Annotated in this window: 17 protein-coding genes; 11 read left to right on the top strand and 6 right to left on the bottom strand. The window is 40.2% G+C overall.

The genetic code is table 11. The annotated features are described in order from the left end of the window. Positions 1-156: 156 nt before the first annotated feature. The 8 genes from sdhC to sucD all read left to right on the top strand — a co-directional run bounded on the left by sdhC (position 157) and on the right by sucD (position 10,015). Positions 157-534, top strand: coding sequence for a succinate dehydrogenase, cytochrome b556 subunit (gene sdhC, locus FLM47_RS08270; RefSeq protein WP_010390126.1), 378 nt, complete (start codon positions 157-159; stop codon positions 532-534). Beyond that, positions 525-872 (top strand): succinate dehydrogenase, hydrophobic membrane anchor protein, encoded by a 348-nt coding sequence (gene sdhD / locus FLM47_RS08265; protein ID WP_055012091.1) that lies wholly within the window; start codon positions 525-527, stop codon positions 870-872. Before sdhC ends, sdhD begins: the two co-directional genes overlap by 10 nt. Continuing rightward, positions 873-2,645, top strand: a complete 1,773-nt coding sequence (sdhA, locus tag FLM47_RS08260) for a succinate dehydrogenase flavoprotein subunit (RefSeq protein WP_008112088.1) — start codon at positions 873-875, stop codon at positions 2,643-2,645. 10 nt (positions 2,646-2,655) lie between these two features. Continuing rightward, the gene (locus FLM47_RS08255; protein WP_010390121.1) at positions 2,656-3,372 is read left to right on the top strand and encodes a succinate dehydrogenase iron-sulfur subunit; all 717 of its coding nucleotides are present in this window, start codon (positions 2,656-2,658) and stop codon (positions 3,370-3,372) included. Between the two features lie 87 nt (positions 3,373-3,459). Then, positions 3,460-6,279, top strand: coding sequence for a 2-oxoglutarate dehydrogenase E1 component (sucA, locus tag FLM47_RS08250; RefSeq protein ID WP_075169173.1), 2,820 nt, complete (start codon positions 3,460-3,462; stop codon positions 6,277-6,279). Between the two features lie 3 nt (positions 6,280-6,282). Then, positions 6,283-7,800, top strand: coding sequence for a 2-oxoglutarate dehydrogenase complex dihydrolipoyllysine-residue succinyltransferase (odhB, locus tag FLM47_RS08245; RefSeq protein ID WP_008112094.1), 1,518 nt, complete (start codon positions 6,283-6,285; stop codon positions 7,798-7,800). Between the two features lie 176 nt (positions 7,801-7,976). Further along, complete coding sequence (gene sucC / locus FLM47_RS08240) at positions 7,977-9,143, top strand: ADP-forming succinate--CoA ligase subunit beta (protein ID WP_008464053.1); 1,167 nt, start codon at positions 7,977-7,979, stop codon at positions 9,141-9,143. Next, positions 9,143-10,015 carry a succinate--CoA ligase subunit alpha gene (sucD, locus tag FLM47_RS08235; RefSeq protein ID WP_010390118.1) on the top strand — a complete coding sequence of 291 codons (873 nt, stop codon included), beginning with the start codon at positions 9,143-9,145 and terminating at the stop codon, positions 10,013-10,015. The genes sucC and sucD overlap by 1 nt, the downstream gene beginning before the upstream one ends. A gap of 89 nt (positions 10,016-10,104) precedes the next feature. On the opposite strand, the gene FLM47_RS08230 is transcribed toward sucD, so the two are convergent. Next, positions 10,105-11,175: a DUF3083 family protein gene (locus FLM47_RS08230; protein WP_178956132.1), complete on the bottom strand. Its 1,071-nt coding sequence runs from the start codon at positions 11,173-11,175 to the stop codon at positions 10,105-10,107. 216 nt (positions 11,176-11,391) lie between these two features. Between FLM47_RS08230 and glnS the strand changes: the two genes are divergently transcribed. Next, positions 11,392-13,056 (top strand): glutamine--tRNA ligase, encoded by a 1,665-nt coding sequence (glnS, locus tag FLM47_RS08225; protein ID WP_178956131.1) that lies wholly within the window; start codon positions 11,392-11,394, stop codon positions 13,054-13,056. Between the two features lie 65 nt (positions 13,057-13,121). Here the strand turns inward: glnS and fur are convergent, their stop codons facing one another. The 5 genes from fur to FLM47_RS08200 form a co-directional block, all read right to left on the bottom strand. Next, positions 13,122-13,565: a ferric iron uptake transcriptional regulator gene (fur, locus tag FLM47_RS08220; RefSeq protein WP_010390113.1), complete on the bottom strand. Its 444-nt coding sequence runs from the start codon at positions 13,563-13,565 to the stop codon at positions 13,122-13,124. 181 nt (positions 13,566-13,746) lie between these two features. After that, positions 13,747-14,274: a flavodoxin FldA gene (gene fldA, locus FLM47_RS08215; RefSeq protein WP_008113772.1), complete on the bottom strand. Its 528-nt coding sequence runs from the start codon at positions 14,272-14,274 to the stop codon at positions 13,747-13,749. Positions 14,275-14,287: 13 nt separating this feature from the next. Continuing rightward, the gene (gene ybfE / locus FLM47_RS08210; RefSeq protein ID WP_008113775.1) at positions 14,288-14,566 is read right to left on the bottom strand and encodes a LexA regulated protein; all 279 of its coding nucleotides are present in this window, start codon (positions 14,564-14,566) and stop codon (positions 14,288-14,290) included. 2 nt (positions 14,567-14,568) lie between these two features. Beyond that, a complete protein-coding gene (locus FLM47_RS08205) occupies positions 14,569-14,790 on the bottom strand; it encodes a DUF2788 domain-containing protein (protein ID WP_008113777.1) in 222 nt (73 codons plus the stop codon). A gap of 95 nt (positions 14,791-14,885) precedes the next feature. Continuing rightward, entirely contained in the window at positions 14,886-15,653 is a 768-nt protein-coding gene (locus FLM47_RS08200) for an alpha/beta fold hydrolase (protein ID WP_178956130.1), read from the bottom strand. A gap of 221 nt (positions 15,654-15,874) precedes the next feature. Here FLM47_RS08200 and seqA point away from each other — a divergent pair, with 221 nt between their 5' ends. Together seqA and pgm are read left to right on the top strand one after the other, a co-directional pair. Then, positions 15,875-16,459 carry a replication initiation negative regulator SeqA gene (seqA, locus tag FLM47_RS08195; protein WP_010390110.1) on the top strand — a complete coding sequence of 195 codons (585 nt, stop codon included), beginning with the start codon at positions 15,875-15,877 and terminating at the stop codon, positions 16,457-16,459. A 9-nt stretch (positions 16,460-16,468) separates the two neighbouring features. Continuing rightward, positions 16,469-18,106, top strand: coding sequence for a phosphoglucomutase (alpha-D-glucose-1,6-bisphosphate-dependent) (gene pgm / locus FLM47_RS08190; RefSeq protein ID WP_109874605.1), 1,638 nt, complete (start codon positions 16,469-16,471; stop codon positions 18,104-18,106). Positions 18,107-18,127 lie beyond the last annotated feature (21 nt).

The raw sequence follows: 18,127 nt of genomic DNA, 5'->3' as shown, positions 1-18,127 counted from the left end.
GTATTTGGGTAAACTTTTTTTTACATAATATTTTTCATAAAAAGTGAACTTTATTAGTATTAATACGTTTATTTTGATAGTTCCACCAGAAACATTTGGTGGGTTTTAGAAAAACAAGTAGATGAGCCCCACTGCGGGCAAGATGGGCAAGTAACTGTGAAAAAGCAAAGACCTGTAAATCTAGATCTAACAACTATATCTATGCCGGCAACGGCTAAAGCTTCAATTTTTCACCGCGTCACCGGTGTTGCATTATTTTTTGCTTTAACGTTTGTCATTTGGGCTTGGTCAGAGTCTCTTTCTTCAGCTGAAGGTTTTGAATTCGTCAAGGGTCTGTTTAACGGATTCATTGCCAAATTTATAGCTTGGGGCACCCTTTCTGTACTGGGTTATCACCTTATCGGTGGTATCCGTCACATCATTATGGATATGGGGCATTGGGAAGAACTTGAATCAGGCAACACTAGCGCTAAAATTGCAATGGCACTTGGCGTTGTGTTTGCTGTATTGGCAGGGGTGTGGATATGGTCTTAAATCAAGCAACTCTTAAACGTGATGGCGTACAAGATTTTGTATCTCTACGCACAACGGCATTAATAATCAGTGCATATGCAATTTTTATTATTGGCTATTTTTTAGCAATGCCAGAAGTCACATATGACGCCTGGACAGGCCTATTCTCTAACCTAGCAATGAAAGGGGCGACATTAATCACCCTAGTTTGCATTATGGTTCATACCCGTATCGGCCTTTGGCAGGTTCTAACCGACTATGTAAAGGGCGCTAAATTGCGTGCTTTCTTAGGCTTTGTACTAAACCTAATGGCTGTTGCTTACGTAGCTGTAGGTTTAATCGTTTTATGGGGTGTTTAAGTGAAATATTCTGTTCGTGAATTTGACGCCGTAGTAATTGGTGCCGGTGGTGCAGGTATGCGCGCTGCTCTTGCTATTACTGAATCTGGCAAAACATGTGCACTAATCTCTAAAGTTTTTCCGACACGCTCACACACTGTATCTGCTCAAGGTGGTATTACAGTAGCGTTAGGTAATTCGCATGAAGATAACTGGGAATGGCATATGTATGATACCGTCAAAGGTTCCGATTTTATCGGTGACCAAGACGCTATCGAATACATGTGTAATACAGGCCCAGAAGCTATTACTGAACTAGAAAACATGGGTCTACCATTTTCTCGTTTTGAAAATGGCCGTGTTTACCAACGTCCTTTCGGTGGTCAATCGAAAAACTTTGGTGGTGAACAAGCTGCACGTACCGCAGCAGCTGCTGACCGTACTGGTCACGCATTATTACATCTTCTATATCAACAAAACGTTAAAAACAAAACAAATGTATTTTCTGAATGGTATGCACTTGATTTAGTTAAAAACGATAATGGCGATGTAGTAGGTTGTACAGCGATTGAAATTGAAACAGGTGAAATCACTTTCTTCAAATCAAAAGCAGTTGTGTTAGCTACTGGTGGTGCAGGTCGTATTTTTGCATCAACAACTAATGCTCACATTAACACTGGTGACGGTGTTGGTATGGCGACTCGTGCTGGTATTTCTATGCAAGACATGGAAATGTGGCAATTCCACCCGACAGGTATTGCAGGTGCTGGTACACTAGTAACCGAAGGTTGTCGTGGTGAAGGTGGTTATCTTTTAAATAAAGATGGCGAACGCTTCATGGAGCGCTATGCACCAAATGCTAAAGATTTAGCATCTCGTGACGTTGTTGCTCGTTCAATGATGACAGAGATTCGTGAAGGTCGTGGTTGTGATGGTCCTTGGGGTCCTCACCTTAAGTTGAAACTTGACCACTTAGGCGAAGAAACGCTTAATTTACGTCTTCCAGGTGTATGCGATCTTGCTAAAACATTTGCTCACGTTGATCCTGCAAAAGAACCAATTCCAGTTATCCCAACATGTCACTACATGATGGGTGGTGTGCCAACTAACGTAAATGGTCAAGTACTTAATATCGATGCCGCTGGTAACGAAAAAGTAGTACAGGGTTTATTTGCTGTTGGTGAGATTGCATGTGTATCTGTTCACGGTGCTAACCGCTTAGGTGGTAACTCATTACTTGATTTAGTTGTATTTGGCCGTGCTGCTGGTAACTTCTTAGGTAAATACCTAAATGACGTTGAAATTTCTAAAGCGGCTTCTGAGTCTGATTTAGAAGCGTCTTTAGCTCGCTTTAACCGTTGGGAAAGCTCAACAGTTGGTCAAGGTGAAGACCCAGTACAAATCAAGAAAGACCTACAGCAGTGTATGCAGCTTAACTTCTCGGTATTCCGTGAAGGTGACTCAATGGCAACTGGTCTTACTGAGCTTAAAGAAATTCGTGAACGCTTACAGCATGCACGTCTTGATGATAAATCATCAGACTTCAACACCATGCGTATTGAATGTTTAGAATTAGACAACTTAATGGAAACAGCTTACTCAACTGCAGTAGCTGCAAACTTCCGTACTGAAAGCCGTGGTGCACACTCTCGCTTTGACTTCCCAGATCGTGATGACGAAAACTGGTTATGTCACTCAGTATTTAATCCGGTAACGGATGAAATGAGCAAGCGTAAAGTAAACTACGAGCCCAAGCTACGTGAAGCATTCCCACCTAAAGCACGTACCTACTAGGAGCGAGACGATGGCACAAGTACAATTTTCAGTTTATCGTTACAATCCGGATGTTGACAACGCACCTCGTATGCAAGAATACACTTTGCAAACTGAGGAAGGCCAAGACATGATGGTATTGGATGCACTTTTATTATTAAAAGAGCAAGATCCTACACTATCATTCCGTCGTTCATGCCGTGAAGGCGTGTGTGGTTCAGACGGTGTAAACATGAATGGTAAGAACGGCTTAGCATGTATTACTCCTTTATCTACGCTACAAAAAAATGGCAAAGGTAAAATCGTAGTACGTCCATTACCGGGACTTCCTGTTGTTCGTGACCTTGTTATTGACATGAGTCAGTTCTACACTCAATACGAAAAAGTAAAACCGTATCTAATAAATGACGAGCCTGCTGCAGGCGAACGTCTTCAATCTATCGAAGAACGTGATAAATTAGATGGGCTTTATGAGTGTATTTTATGTGCATGTTGTTCTACATCGTGTCCTTCTTTCTGGTGGAATCCAGATAAGTTTATAGGTCCAGCAGGCCTTCTTCATGCTTACCGTTTCTTAGCTGATAGCCGAGATACTGCAACAGAAGAGCGTTTAGCTGACTTAGACGATGCATTCAGTGTGTTCCGTTGCCACAGTATCATGAACTGTGTTAGCGTTTGTCCTAAGGGTCTTAACCCGACTAAAGCAATTGGGCAAATAAAATCTATGTTATTAAACCGCTCGGTTTAATTTCAAGTAGACGAAAGATGGCTAATATTTTATTAGCCATCTTGTTATATAACTATTAATTTCTGCGCTAAAAAAAAGGGCTTATAAATGCACGAAGGTGTGATGAAGGCATGGCTAGAATCTTCACATTTAAACGGCGGTAACGTTGCTTATGTTGAAGAGCTTTATGAAGCGTATTTAGACGATGCGACTTCGGTGCCAGAAGAATGGCGAGAAGTGTTCGAACAATTACCAAAAGTAGATGGTGTGGATGTTGAAGTAAAACATTCAGAAGTTCGTTCACAATTTGCGGCGCTTGCTAAAAACAAGCATAGAGAAGTAGTGGTAGCAGAGGGCAGTGGCGGTGACCTTAAACAGGTTAAAGTTCTGCAACTTATTAATGCTTTCCGTTTTCGTGGACACCAAAATGCAAACCTAGATCCACTAGGTATTTGGCAACGCGAACGTGTACGAGATTTAGAGCTAGAGTACCACGACTTATCAAATGCTGACTTTGACCGCGAATTTAACGTAGGATCGTTTGCCGTAGGCCGCGATACTATGCCTTTAGGTGAGTTATACCAAGCACTAAAAACTACATATTGTGGTTCTATTGGCGCAGAGTATATGCACATCACATCAACAGAAGAAAAACGTTGGTTACAACAGCGTTTAGAGTCTGTTCAGTCTAGGCCAAAATTCGATAAAAATGAAAAGCTTCGTATCCTTAAAGGATTGACAGCGGCTGATGGTCTTGAAAAATATTTAGGGGCTAAGTTCCCGGGTGCTAAGCGTTTCTCACTTGAAGGTGGCGATGCGTTAGTGCCTATGCTTAAAGAGCTTATACACCGCGCGGGTGAAAGTGGCCAAAAAGAAGCCGTAATCGGCATGGCTCACCGCGGACGCTTGAACGTACTTGTGAATGTACTTGGTAAAAATCCATCAGAATTATTTGATGAATTTGCTGGTAAACACAAAGATACTTTAAGCTCTGGTGATGTTAAGTATCACATGGGTTACTCTTCAGATTTCGCGACCAAAGGTGGCAATGTGCACATGGCACTTGCGTTTAACCCATCGCACTTAGAAATCGTAAATCCTGTGGTTATGGGGTCTGTGCGCGCACGCCTTGATCGTCTAAACGACAAAACGGGCAGCAAAGCACTTCCTATTACTATTCACGGCGACTCTGCAATCGCAGGTCAGGGTGTAGTACAAGAAACGTTTAACTTATCACAAACTAATGCATTTAGTTGTGGTGGTAGCATTCGTATTGTTGTTAATAACCAAGTTGGTTTTACAACAAGCAAGCAAGACGATGTACGCTCTACTGATTACTGTACTGATATTGCAAAAATGGTTCAATCACCAATCTTCCATGTAAACTCTGATGATCCTGAAGCGGTTGCGTTTGTTACGCAATTAGCGCTTGATTTCAGAAACCAGTTTAAACGTGATGTTGTGATTGACCTTGTTTGTTACCGTCGCCATGGTCATAACGAAGCTGATGAGCCTAATGCTACACAGCCTGTTATGTATCAAAAAATTAAAAAACACCCAGTTCCTCGCTTAATCTATGCAGATCAGTTAATTTCGGAAGGTTCTTTCACAGAAAACGAAGTGAAAGCACTTGCAGATGATTATCGTAATGGCTTAGATGATGGCAACTGCGTAGTTGAAGAAATTCAACCAGAAACGTCACATTCTTCTGATTGGGCTAAATACGTTGGTCATGATTGGAATGTTGACTACGACGCGAGCGTTTCTGTAGAGAAACTCAAAGAGCTCGGTAACATTGTCGCAAGCTACCCTGAAGATCACAAAGCGCAATCTCGTGTTAAGAAAATATACGATGATCGTAAAGCTATGGCAGCTGGTGAAAAAGCACTTGATTGGGGTATGGCGGAGACTTTAGCGTATGCAACTATTGCAGCTGAGGGCACTGACATTCGCCTAACAGGTCAAGACTCTGGCCGTGGTACCTTCTTCCATCGCCATGCGGTTGTTCACGGTCAACAAGACGGTGCAACATACTTACCACTACAAAACATTAGTGAAGATCAAGGTACGTTTGAAGTATTTGATTCGGTGCTATCTGAAGAAGCGGTATTAGCGTTTGAATATGGTTATGCAACAGCAGAGCCGACCTCACTTGTTTTATGGGAAGCGCAATTTGGTGATTTCGCCAATGGTGCACAAGTTGTTTTTGACCAATTCTTAAGTTCAGGTGAGCAAAAGTGGGGTCGTTTATGTGGCCTGACATGTTTGCTACCACATGGTTATGAAGGCCAAGGCCCTGAGCATAGCTCTGCACGTCTTGAGCGCTTTTTACAGCTGTGTGCTGATCATAATATGCAAGTATGTGTACCATCTACACCTGCACAAGTTTATGCAATGCTTCGTCGTCAATCGGTTAGACCTCTTCGTCGCCCATTGATTGTTATGACGCCAAAATCATTGCTTCGTCATCCATTAGCTACATCATCGCTTGAAGAACTATCAGAGGGCGTATTCCACAATGTGATCGATGAAATTGATGATATTGATGCTAAGAAAGTAGAACGTGTTGTATTTTGTAGTGGTAAAGTTTACTACGAATTATTGCAAGAACGTCGTAAACTTGAGCAAGACAACATTGCTATTGTTCGTGTTGAACAGCTATACCCGTTCCCACATGACGAAATGAAGACGATTATTGAGCGTTATCAGCATGTTACTGATTTTGTATGGTGTCAGGAAGAGCCGCAAAACCAAGGTGCTTGGTACTGTTCTCAACATCACTTTATTGATGCAATTCCACAAGATGCAAAATTAAAATATGCTGGTCGTAAAGCTTCAGCATCACCTGCATGTGGTTATATGTCAGTACATACTAAAGAACAACAAGCGCTCGTTGCCGACGCGCTTACTATAGAAAAGAAAGGATAAGCAATGAGCACAGAGATTAAAGTTCCTGTTCTTCCTGAGTCGGTTGCAGATGCTTCCGTTGCTACATGGCATGTAAGTGTTGGCGACAAAGTAAGCCGTGACCAAAACTTAGTAGATATTGAAACAGACAAAGTGGTTTTAGAGGTGGTTGCACAAAACGATGGTGTAATCACTGAAATTTCACAAGAAGAAGGTGCTACGGTACTTGGCGACCAAGTGATCGGTTTAATTGGCGATGCAGATGAAGCACCGGCAACTAAAGAGTCAAAAGAAGATGACTCAGCATCAGATAAATCAGAAGACGCGCCTGCGGCGCAATCAGCACCAGCATCAGAAGGTAAAGAAGTGGATATTAAAGTACCTGTACTTCCAGAATCAGTTGCAGATGCAACAATTGCTACTTGGCATGTTCAACCAGGTGACGCGGTAACACGTGACCAAAACTTGGTAGATATCGAAACAGATAAAGTTGTACTTGAAGTTGTTGCCCAAGAAGACGGCGTTATGGGTGAAATAATCCATGACGAAGGCGATACCGTTCTTGGTGAGCAAGTAATTGGTAAGGTAAAAGCAGGCGCTGCACCAGCTAAATCTGAAGCTAAAGCGGATGCACCAGCAGCCAAAGAAGAAAGCTCAAGCGATAGTTCAGATGTGCTAACGCCATCAGTTCGTCGTTTAATTGCTGAGAAAGGCCTTGATGCTTCAAAAATCAAAGGCTCAGGTAAAAATGGCCGTGTGACTAAAGAAGATGTTGATCAATTCTTAAAAGCACCTGCTCCAGCAGCAAAAGCAGAAGCAGCACCAGCAGCACCAATGGGTGACCGTACTCAAAAACGTGTGCCTATGACACGTTTACGTAAAACGATTGCTAATCGTCTTCTTGAAGCGAAAAACTCAACTGCAATGTTAACCACGTTTAACGAAGTTAATATGAAGCCAATTATGGACCTTCGTAAGCAGTACCAAGAAGTATTTGAAAAGCGTCACGGTATCCGTTTAGGCTTCATGTCTTTCTATGTGAAAGCGGTAACTGAAGCGTTAAAGCGTTTCCCAGATGTAAATGCATCAATTGATGGCGATGATATTGTTTATCACAACTATTTCGACATCAGTATTGCTGTTTCTACGCCACGTGGCTTAGTAACGCCAGTACTTAAAGATTGTGACAAATTATCAGTTGCAGAAATCGAAAAAGGTATTCGTGAACTAGCCCTTAAAGGTCGTGATGGCAAGCTAACACTTGATGATATGACTGGCGGTAATTTCACTATTACTAACGGTGGTGTATTCGGCTCATTACTATCAACACCAATCATTAACTTACCGCAGTCTTCAATCTTAGGTATGCACAAAATCCAAGATCGTCCAATGGCTGTTAATGGTAAAGTTGAAATCTTACCTATGATGTATTTAGCGTTATCTTACGATCATCGCCAAATCGATGGTAAAGAATCAGTTGGTTTCTTAGTAACAATTAAAGAGTTACTTGAAGATCCAACACGTTTACTGCTAGATGTTTAATTAAGTAGTATGAAATATAAGCTGTGAGTTAAAATCACAGCTTTTTTTTTGCGCCTAAGGTCATACTGGGGTTTTCATGTAGCGCCATGAGATCTATACTAGGCACGCAATTTGGGATAGTTGTTTATTTGCATAAATATTCAGCTCTTTTAATATAAAAAATTGGATAAAGCATCATGAATTTGCATGAGTATCAGGCAAAACAACTTTTTGCCGAATATGGTTTACCAGTTTCTCAAGGTTTCGCTTGCGATACACCTGAAGAAGCTGCAGCAGCTGCTGAAAAAATTGGCGGCGATATGTGGGTTGTTAAAACTCAGGTTCACGCAGGTGGACGTGGTAAAGCTGGCGGTGTAAAGCTAGTTAAAACTATCGACGAAGTTAAAGCGTTTGCAGCTAACTGGTTAGGTAAAAACCTAGTTACTTACCAAACAGACGAGAAAGGCCAGCCAGTTGCTAAAATTTTAGTAGAAAGCTGTACAGATATCGCAAACGAACTGTACCTAGGTGCTGTTGTTGACCGTGCTTCTCGTAAAGTTGTGTTCATGGCGTCTACTGAAGGCGGCGTTGAAATTGAAACTGTTGCTGAAGAAACACCAGAACTTATCCACAAAGCTGAGATTGATCCTTTAGTAGGTCCTCAAGCTTACCAAGCTCGTGAGCTTGGTTTTAAATTGGGTCTTAACCCAACACAAATGAAACAGTTCGTTAAGATCTTTATGGGTCTTGGCAACATGTTCAACGATTTCGATTTCGCATTACTTGAAATCAACCCACTAGTAATCACAGATGAAGGTAACCTTCACTGTCTAGACGGTAAAATTGGTATCGATGGTAATGCACTTTACCGTCAACCTAAAATCCGTGAAATGCACGATCCATCTCAAGAAGATGCACGTGAAGCTCACGCAGCAAGCTTCGAGCTTAACTACGTAGCCCTAGATGGTAACGTAGGTTGTATGGTTAACGGTGCAGGCCTAGCAATGGGTACTATGGACATCGTAAACCTACACGGTGGCAAGCCAGCTAACTTCCTAGATGTTGGTGGCGGCGCGACTAAAGAACGTGTTTCTGAAGCATTCAAAATCATCCTTTCAGATGACAACGTTAAAGCTGTTTTAGTTAACATCTTCGGCGGAATCGTTCGTTGTGACATGATTGCTGAAGGCATCATTGGCGCAGTTAAAGAAGTAGGTGTAACAGTTCCAGTAGTTGTACGTTTAGAAGGTACTAATGCTGAATTAGGCCGTGAAGTACTTGCTAAGTCTGATCTTAACATCATCGCTGCTGAATCATTAACAGACGCGGCTGAAAAAGTTGTTGCTGCTGCGGAGGGCAAATAATGTCTGTATTAATCAATAAAGATACAAAAGTTATCTGTCAAGGTTTCACTGGTGGTCAAGGTACTTTCCACTCAGAGCAAGCGCTTGAGTACGGTACACAAATGGTTGGTGGTGTAAGCCCAGGTAAAGGCGGTCAAACGCACCTTGGTCTTCCAGTATTTAACACAGTACGTGACGCTGTAGAAGCAACAGGTGCAACTGCATCTGTGATTTACGTACCAGCACCTTTCTGTAAAGATGCAATCTTAGAAGCTATCGATGCAGGTATCGAGCTGATTGTTTGTATCACTGAAGGTATTCCTACACTTGATATGGTTGACGTTAAAGTTAAACTAGATCAAACAGGTACTCGTATGATTGGTCCAAACTGTCCAGGTGTTATCACTCCTGGTGAGACTAAGATTGGTATCATGCCTGGTCACATCCACAAGCCTGGTAAAGTAGGTATTGTTTCTCGCTCTGGTACTTTAACGTACGAAGCAGTTAAGCAAACTACAGATGCTGGTTTTGGTCAGTCTTCTTGTGTTGGTATTGGTGGTGATCCAATTCCAGGTACTAACTTTATCGACGTTCTAGAATTGTTCGAAAAAGATCCACAAACTGAAGCAATCGTAATGATTGGTGAAATTGGTGGTACTGCAGAAGAAGAAGCTGCAGAGTACATCAAAGCTAACGTTACTAAACCTGTTGTTTCTTACATTGCTGGTGTTACTGCACCAGAAGGTAAGCGTATGGGTCACGCTGGCGCAATCATCGCTGGTGGTAAAGGTACTGCTGATGAGAAATTTGCTGCATTAGAAGCTGCGGGCGTAAAAACTGTACGTTCACTTGCTGATATCGGTAAAGCACTTAAAGAAAAAACAGGCTGGTAATCAGCGTTTATTCTTTAAAAAAGGCTCGCAATTGCGAGCCTTTTTGTTATCTAGAGTTCAGATACCTAATTAACCACAGTTCAGTTTAATTAATATGGGTAACTTATATGCTGAAAAAAGCGTACTGATAAGTCTTGGCGTTGCTTATTAATTGCTAACTCATCGCATAATCCATGAATAGTTTTTTCTACTTGGTTCATAAAGCGACCATAGCCAATTTCATGTTTATTATGCTCAGCTGCCACAATGACAAAATTCAGTGTTTCGACTAATTTATCGGCTTCAAAGAATACTTTTATTTGTGGTGCTGAACCTTCTATATCAAAACTAATTTTTTGTAGCTCTTCATTTCCTTCATTTCTATCAACTTGGCTGTTGCGAATTATTGGCATTGCGCCATTGGCAACCATTGCAGCATGGGTGAGTTTATTGTCTTCACATAATTGGGTAAATAGTTTTGAAAAGTGAGAGTAGAACGGCTGATAAGTTTGGCTGTTAACCTCGCTCTGAAACTGCGTTTTAATATTACGTGTTACCGGTACCGAGAAGGTGACATAGGTCATCTCTGCGTGTGTGCTTGGTATCTCGCATTGTCTTGATTGATAACGAGGATATAAACTTCTTAATTTATAACCGTAACTTTCTTTATTGCCTTTTTCTTTAGCGAATAAGTCATAGGTCAAATGCTGATGATCACGCAATTTAAAGCTCGGTTGCTCTACAAATAATTGCTGTTGTAGAAGATCTAAAACTTTTTGTACATTATTATGAAATTGGGCGGAGTGAGCTCGAATATCATCCCCAGTGGCTAAAAACAGTAAGCGAATCTTTTTGCTTTGCTGATCTTCGGTGTAATGAAGTTTATGTGCTTCATGGTAACGAGGGTTATAGAAAAACAACATTTGCTTATCGGTTTCAAGTTGATAAGACTCATCATGAAATCGCACGACCGGCAGTTTATCATTGGCGAGTAAATGCACATTGTGAAGTTCATATTCATCACAAGCGGCAAATAGTTGGCGAGCAATACGCTGATAACACGCATTAATATTACTAAAGCTCTTATAAAACTCATCGTTTGGCGTGATTTCAGCTAATAAATAATGGTTTGCTCTAGCATTGCTTGGGATATAAACACGGTGTTGATTTAATGAAGCCATCTTTCGTTCCTGTAAGTTGGGTTTATTTTTATACTATAGAATGCTTTGATGACTTAAATATTGCGCTAAAACAAATTTTGTTCATAAACTATCCCTTATTAAACAAACTTTGTTAATTACCAGCATAAACCCGTATCTATTACTGTATGTTACGCTTGGTTTTTGTAATAATGCATTAGTTTTGTTATCACGCAATATACAGAGGTTTATACTCCTATGGCGGAAATCGAGAATCGCCCAAGTAACTTTATTAGAACCCGAATTGATGAAGATTTAGCAAGTGGAAAATATGCCACAACGCATACCCGTTTTCCACCAGAACCAAATGGCTTTTTACATATTGGCCATGCAAAATCAATTTGCCTAAATTTTGGTATCGCCAAAGACTATAACGGTTTATGTAACCTTCGTTTTGACGATACAAACCCAGAAAAAGAAGATATTAACTACGTTAATTCAATTAAAGAAGACGTACAGTGGTTAGGGTTTAATTGGGATGGTGAGATTAAATATTCGTCAAACTATTTTGATGTGCTTTACGGCTATGCAGTTGAGTTAATTGAAAAAGGTTTAGCGTATGTGTGTTTTTTAACTGCCGATCAAGCGCGTGAATACCGTGGCACATTAAAAGAGCCAGGTAAGAATAGCCCTTATCGCGATACTTCGGTTGAAGAAAACCTCGCATTATTTGAAAAGATGCGCAATGGTGAATTCAAAGAGGGCGAATGTGTACTGCGCGCAAAAATTGATATGGCAAGCTCATTTATGGTGCTACGCGATCCAATTATTTACCGTGTTCGTTTTGCACATCATCACCAAACTGCGGATAAGTGGTGCATTTACCCAATGTACGACTTCACGCATTGTATTTCTGATGCGCTAGAAGGTATAACACATTCATTATGTACCTTAGAATTCCAAGATAACCGTCGTCTTTACGACTGGGTTCTTGATAATATCAGCCTTGAATGCCATCCACAGCAAATTGAATTTTCACGGTTAAACCTTGAATACACAATTATGTCAAAGCGTAAGCTTAATGACTTAGTGGTAAATAACAAGGTAGAAGGGTGGGATGACCCGCGTATGCCAACGATTGCGGGTCTTCGTCGTCGAGGTTATACACCGGCTTCAATTCGTGAGTTTTGTTTACGTATTGGTATTACTAAACAAGAAAATATGGTTGAAATGGGTATGCTTGAAGCGTGTATCCGTGATGATTTAAACGAAAATGCACCGCGTGCGATGGCTGTACTTGATCCGGTTAAAATCGTGATTGAGAATTATCAAGCCGACACTGTTGAAACATTGTCAGTTGCTAATCACCCAAATAAAGAAGAAATGGGTCGTCGTGATGTGCCTTTTACCCGTGAAATTTTTATTGAACGTGAAGATTTCCGCGAAGAAGCAAACAATAAATTTAAACGTTTAGTACTTGATAAAGAAGTACGTTTACGTGGCGCTTATGTAATTAAAGCCGAGCGTGTTGAAAAAGACGATAACGGTGAAATTACCACTATTTACTGTACTTACGATCCTGAAACATTGGGTAAAAACCCAAGCGATGGGCGTAAAGTAAAAGGGGTGATCCATTGGGTATCTGCACCAGAGTCGGTAACAGCAGAAGTGCGTTTATATGACCGTCTGTTTAGTGTGCCTAACCCTGCAGCATCAGAAGATTTTGAAAGCACATTAAACCCAGAGTCGTTAGTTGTTATTAATAATGCAAAACTAGAACCTTCACTGGCAAATTCACAGCCTGCGCAAGGTTTTCAGTTTGAGCGTACTGGTTATTTCTCACGTGATACTAAATCAGAGAATGTGGTATTTAACCAAACTGTGGGTCTTCGCGACTCGTGGGCTAAAATAGATCAGAAGTAATTCTGTTCTATTTTAGACACAAAAAAACCTGCTTTTAGCAGGTTTTTTTATTAATTGCATAAAAATTAACTGTTGTTTTGTGCAAACGCCTTACATGCATCTTTATCTTCACACTCACCGTATAGGTAAAGAGAGTGGTTAGTTAGCTTAATACCGTTTTCTTCAGCAATCTCAAGTTGACGACGTTCAATCAAGTCATCTTCAAACTCAACAACCTTGCCACACTTTAAACACACTAAGTGGTCATGGTGAGTACTGCCCGAAAGTTCAAATACAGACTTGCCACCTTCAAAATGATGACGGCTAACAATACCTGCATCATCAAATTGGTTTAAAACACGGTAAACAGTCGCAAGACCAATTTCTTCGCCTAGATCTAATAAAACCTTGTAAACATCTTCAGCGCTTATGTGTTGGTTATCTGGAGATTGAAGAATCTCTAAAATTTTAATACGCGGTAAAGTTACCTTTAGCCCGGCTTTTTTAAGTTCCAAGTTATGATCAGTCATTAAATCTGTCTCAATTTTATTTAGTTATACTAGACATCTTGCAAGATGTACTCGTCACAATAATAGTTAGGATAACGTGCCTTAGCAGGAAGTGCAAAGAACAATTGATCTATATCAATATTAACGCGGAAAATGCTAACTGTTTGATAATATTTTAAACAGTTAGCATAATAAGGGGGGATTAATCTGCTAACTCACTTAAGCACATTTCATCATATACTTGAGCACACCATTGTTTAACGCGTTGCTCGGTTAGTTCAGGCTGACGGTCTTCATCAATACCTAAGCCTACAAAATGCTTGTCATCAGCCATGCCTTTTGATGCTTCAAAATCATAGCTGTCTGTTGGCCAATGTCCAACAACAATAGCTCCACGCTCTGTTACGATATCGTTGATCATACCCATTGCATCTAAGAAGTATTCTGCATAGTCTTCTTGATCGCCACAGCCAAAAATAGCCACTAGCTTGCCTTCAAAGCTTACTTCTTCAAGCTCAGGAAAAAAGTCATCCCAATCACACTGCGCTTCGCCATAGTACCAAGTTGGAATACCGAATAAGATCAGATCAAATTCAGCAATCTCTTCTTTAGAGCTTTTTGCAATGTCATGCACAGCAACGAGCTTTTTACCCAATTCTTTTTGGATCATTTTTGCTACGTGTTCTGTGTTACCTGTGTCACTTCCGAAAAAAATGCCTACACTTGCCATGGATTTAAACCTTTTATCTATCAATAGCCAATCTTTCTTGTAAAATTGTTTCGATCAACGCACTACGGCTAATATTTTGTGCATCTGCCATATCACTCAAAGCCTGATACAACTGTGACGAAACTTTAAATTCAACACGCTTTAAACCACGTGCTTTATCTCTTTTTATTTGATTACGTTTATTGACCTTTAACTGCATATCCCGTGGAAGGGGATTGGTTTTCGGTCTACCTGGACGTTTCTCGTATTCAAATAAATCAAGCGTTGTTCTATCTGTTTCTGACTTGGCCATGCTTAACCTACACCCGCACCTTGCCAAAATACCTGAATAAGTCCTTTGGCAATAAAGCCAGAGCAACCTAAAAAAAGTACCAGCCACACAATATAACGACCAAATTTAGGCACATTGCCGCTTTTCAGTACATCTTTAATTGCCAAGCCGATAAAAATAAAAATACCTGCTAAGCCAAAATACAACCCTAAGGTATCAAATTCGTTAATAAACTGACTGACCATCGACGTATAACCTTTAAATTAAACGGCGCGTACTATAGCACATAAATCTTTAATTATTTAGTGTGATAAATCAAAAACACGCCACAAAAATAACTTTAAATTGCCATTAAAAAATCATTGATTGCTTTGTTTACAGCCTGTGGTTTTTGGGCGTGCAACCAATGACCCGCACCATGAATGATTTTTGCACTTACATTTTTAAACAGCGCATTAATTGCTTCACGATGCTCAGCTAATATGTAGTCAGAGTCATTACCTTTAATAAACAGAGTTTCGCATAAACAAGAATTATTTGCATTAATGTTGTCGGTAATTGTTGAATATTTATTATCAAGTACTGATAAATTGAATCGCCAAACAAATTTCCCTGCATCATTTTTATATAAACTCTTTAGTAAAAATTGACGTACACCTAACTCTTCTATATACGGTTGCATTACTAAATCAGCTTGCTTTCTATCACCAATATCGGCATTTTTTACTGCATTTAATGCCTCAATGATTTGGGTATGACGAGCCGGGTAGCTAACTGGGGCGATATCAAGTACCACTAATTTATCGACCAATTCGCTATGGGTTAATGCAACTTGCATAGCCACTTTACCGCCCATGGAATGCCCTACAAGGTGGGCTTTTTGTATTTTCAATTTCGCCATTAATTCCACAATGTCATTGGCCATGGCTAGGTAATCCATTTCACCACTGTGTGGGGAAAGGCCGTGGTTACGTAAATCGACATTGGTTACGCAAAAGTGTTCACTTAATGGTTTTGCAATCACATTAAGGTTTTCTAATGAGCCAAACAGTCCATGGATCAAAACAACATCAGGACCTTGACCAATTTGTTTGTAATTTAATTGCATAAACGTCTCCCATAATTTTGCGCATAGTTTGCCGAGCATTAACTAAAAAAGCAAAAAATACAGATATTATTTAAACGCTGGATGCAAAATACCTAGCTCTCTGATTATTTGGTCATTATTAATTATATGTTTAGGGTAGCGTGGGTTGTAACTCGCATTTCTAACTGGATTGGGTATAATCATATCGAAAGAAAAATGTGACCCGTAATGACAGGAAGAACATGAAACAAATCGACATAGACGACGAGTTATATCAGTACATTGCTAGCAATACCCAGAGTATTGGTGAAAGTGCATCGACTATTTTACGTCGTTTATTAAATCTCAGCGGCGAAAAAATTCACACTACAAAATCAGACACTGATCATAAAAATGAAACTGTTAGTGTGTCTAATCCATCTGAAGAACAACAAGTTGCTGCCGTTGAACAGCCAGCCTCTGTGGCGAAACCGCCGGTAAATAAAAAGAATGCGAACGTATTTAATATTTTAAATAAAGAAGAGCTGGCAATGCAAAAAGGTGTTGTTGGTCGTTTCTTATTTATATTAAGTGCATTTTACCGAACGCACAAAACTGACTTTTCAGCAGTGCTTGATATCAAAGGCCGCGATCGTGTTTATTTTGCGACCAGTAAAGAAGACTTAGTGAATAGCGGTAGTAGTATGAACCCTAAAAACATCACCGATAGTGAATATTGGGTGATGACTAATTCAAATACTACACGTAAAAAAATGATGCTGCATGAAGTTGCACTTAGCTTGGGCTATAGCAATGAGCAAGCTGAAAAAATTCGTGATTATCTTTAAGGAAATACCATGGCAATTCATTCCGGCGCAGGGAAAACTGCACCACAATCGGTTTTAGTGAATGTACCAAAGTTAGTGTCTGCGTATTATTTAAATGAGCCTGATCTAGAGCAAAACCCTGAGCATTGTGTTGCCTTTGGCACCTCAGGGCATCGTGGTTGTGCATATGATGTGAAATTTAATGAATCCCACATATTATCAATCACCCAAGCTATTTGTGATTACAGAAAGCAAAACGATATATTTGGCCCATTATTTTTGGGTAAAGACACCCACGCATTAAGCGAAGCCGCCTTTAACTCAGCGATAGAAGTGCTGGTTGCTAACGAAGTGCAAGTGATCACCCAAGAAAATGGCGACTTCACACCAACGCCGGTAATTAGCCACGCTATTGTTAGTTATAATAAAAATCACCCAAATGAATTAGCCGATGGTATTGTTGTTACTCCGTCTCATAATCCTCCTGAAGATGGCGGGTTCAAATATAACCCACCTAATGGCGGCCCTGCAGATACAGATGTAACAAAATGGATTGAAGATAGAGCCAATCAGCTTTTAATGGAAGACTTAGTTGAAGTAGAACTGTTTCCATTTGCTAAAGCGTCGCGTTCTGGTTTTATCCGCTATGAAGATTTAATGACACCGTACATTAATGATCTTGAAAACATTGTTAACTTAAAAGCGATTAGTGATGCTGGTATTAAAGTAGGTATTGATCCATTAGGTGGTTCAGGCATCAACTTTTGGCCAGTGATTGCGAAAAAATACAATCTAGATTTAACCGTTGTAAATGACAGTGTTGATCCGCGTTTTGCATTTATGCCACTTGATAAAGATGGCAAAATTCGTATGGATTGCTCATCACCTTATTCAATGGCGAATTTAATTGCCCTTAAAGATGATTTTGATCTATCGATAGGCAATGACCCAGATTATGACCGTCATGGCATAGTAACACCTGATGGATTAATGAATCCAAATCACTTTTTAGCAGTAGCCATTGATTACTTACTAACGCATCGTGACTGGGATGCCAGCGTTGAAATTGGTAAAACCCTCGTTTCTAGCTCAATGATTGATAAAGTCACTGAGCGTAATAAGCGTAAAGTAAAAGAAGTACCTGTTGGTTTTAAATGGTTTGTTGAGGGGTTAAATAAAGGCAAGTTGGCTTTTGGTGGTGAAGAAAGCGCTGGGGCAGCCTTCTTACGTTTTGATGGCACCGTATGGTGTACAGACAAAGATGGCTTTATCATGGGGCTACTTGCTGCTGAAATTCTTGCAGTTACAGGTAAAACACCGTCTACGTTATATAAAGAACTAGAGCAAGAATTTGGTGCACCAATTTATAAACGTTTAGATGCGCCAGCGACGCCTGAGCAAAAATCACGTTTAAAAGCGCTCAGTGCTGACGATGTTAAAGCCGATACCTTAGCCGGTGAGCCAATTATGCAAAAGCTTACTCATGCGCCAGGTAATAATGCAGCAATTGGTGGATTAAAAGTAGTAACTGAAAGTGGCTGGTTTGCAGCGCGTCCGTCAGGTACTGAAGATATATATAAAATATATCTAGAATCATTTAAAGGCGAAGAGCATTTAGCCTTATTAGAAAAAGAAGCTAAAAAACTGGTTGATTCAGTAATTAGCTAATCTGCAATTAAAATTAAAAAC

The sequence above is a fragment of the Pseudoalteromonas sp. Scap06 genome (genome assembly GCF_013394165.1).
In the GTDB taxonomy this organism is placed as follows: Bacteria; Pseudomonadota; Gammaproteobacteria; order Enterobacterales; family Alteromonadaceae; genus Pseudoalteromonas.
This window is presented reverse-complemented; position numbering and strand designations above follow the sequence as displayed.